The 1,732-nt window shown below is 59.8% G+C and carries 1 protein-coding gene and 1 pseudogene; both read left to right on the top strand.

Annotated features, from left to right (window positions below; all coding sequences use genetic code 11):
• Nucleotides 1–151 precede the first annotated feature (151 nt).
• Nucleotides 152–619 (top strand): annotated as a pseudogene (locus tag AiwAL_RS20115) (transposase); the annotation flags it as partial.
• Nucleotides 620–1,101: 482 nt separating this feature from the next.
• On the top strand, nucleotides 1,102–1,732 hold a 631-nt coding region (locus AiwAL_RS20110; RefSeq protein ID WP_262313483.1), incomplete at its 3' end, for an SWIM zinc finger family protein.

The following is a 1,732-nucleotide window of genomic DNA, read 5'->3' as shown; positions in this document are numbered from 1 at the left end:
GAAAAGAGAGGGGAGTCTGAACTGATCCTCAGGCCGGCGTTATTATGCCGCTTCCTTCACAGCGATCACCGCCTCCCAGGCCGAGTTGCGGACGGAGGTCGGCATAATCCGGAAGTCGGCATGATGCACCTAATGCCGACATCGGCATTAGGTGCATAAAACGGCCAACGTGCTGAACAAGATGCCGAAGGTTCTGCAACCGGCTGCCAAGGCCGATCTGCGCGAAATCTGGACCGCGCCGGATCGTGCGGCAGCCGAGACGGCGATTGCCACGTTCGCCGAGAAATACGGCGCGAAATACGACAAGGCGGTCACATGCCTGGTCAAAGACCGTGATGTCTTGCTGACTTTCTACGATTTCCCGGCCGAGCATTGGGACCATCTGCGGACGTCCAACCCGATCGAGAGCGTGTTCGCCACGGTGCGCCACAGAATGGTCCGAACCAAAGGGGCGCTGTCGCAGGACACTGCTCGGCTCATGGTCTTCAAACTCGTCACCGCAGCCGCCAAAACCTGGCGCAAACTCAAAGGAGAAAATCAGTTGCCCAAGGTCATTCAGGGCATTACCTTCCAAAACGGCGTCGAGGTCATCCAGACGCCAGCACAGAACGCCGCCTGATCACCGGCGTCACCCAAATTCCGCCATATCGTATCCTCGTCCAGCAGCAAATACTCCGCAACTTCCGAAACGCTCTTGCCCGCATCCAAAAGAACCAGCGCGTTCGCACGTCGTGCCAAACGATGCGCCGCCGACCCGTCCCGAGCCAGCTCAATCAGGTCACGCCGCGATTCATCGTCCAGAAATCCATGCCGCTTCATGGCCCTACCAGAATCCATCTCGCGCCGTTGAGCAAGCCACCACTCGGATTCTCACAGAGTCGGGGTATATATCGATAGGAACGAACCGATGCTCGCGAAAATGGCGGTCAAGCGGGAGGTTGGATATCGCAGCCTCGGATATCGGGCCATGGATCGGGCGGAACGGGAGTCGATGGAGCCTCTATTCACGCACATGTTGAGCCAATCCGGCCACTCTTGACACCATTGCGCCGATCGGCCCTGTCCGTCAGGTTTCCCTGTGTTCAAGATACGGAGGAAAGGATGACGACGAGTCGGGTCAAAAGATCGCCTCGGAAGGCGAAGAAGGTGCAGGAAAGGAGTTCCGGCTTTCAAGGCTGGAACACGACCGACGCCGATGAACTCGAACGGCGCCGGTGGCGGGGGCTCACCGATATCGGCGCCATTGAAAATCTGGAGCCTGAACATCCCTACTTCGGTAACTTCCGCGTGCACTCGACCAGCGGAGCAACGTATGAAGTCGAAATTCGCTCTCTGATTCTGCGGGAAAACTCCTGCGGCTGCCCGGACTGGCGGGTCAACGGTCTCGGTACCTGCAAACATATCGAGGGGGTGCTCGACGCATTGCGCCGCAAAGGGAAGCGTGCCTTTGCCGCGGCGGGACTGGCCGGTAGTCCGCGGCTTGAAATATTTCCTGCTGTCGATGGGTCCAGTGCCGTGCATGTGCGCGGCCCCAGGGACCGGAACATCGCGGACGCCGTCATCACCCGATATTGCACCGCGGCCGGATTGCTCGCGGGCGACACGCTGACCACTCTCCCCGCTCTGCGAAGTGAGCTGGACGGCTTACATCCTGGAACCGTCCGGTTTTCCCGCCAGCTCGAGAGCCGAATGGAGGAAGAACGTCGGCGCCGTCGGCGCGTCGAGGATCGCG

It is taken from the genome of Acidiphilium sp. AL (assembly GCF_025499445.1).
Taxonomy (GTDB): Bacteria; Pseudomonadota; Alphaproteobacteria; order Acetobacterales; family Acetobacteraceae; genus Acidiphilium; species Acidiphilium iwatense.
This window is presented reverse-complemented; position numbering and strand designations above follow the sequence as displayed.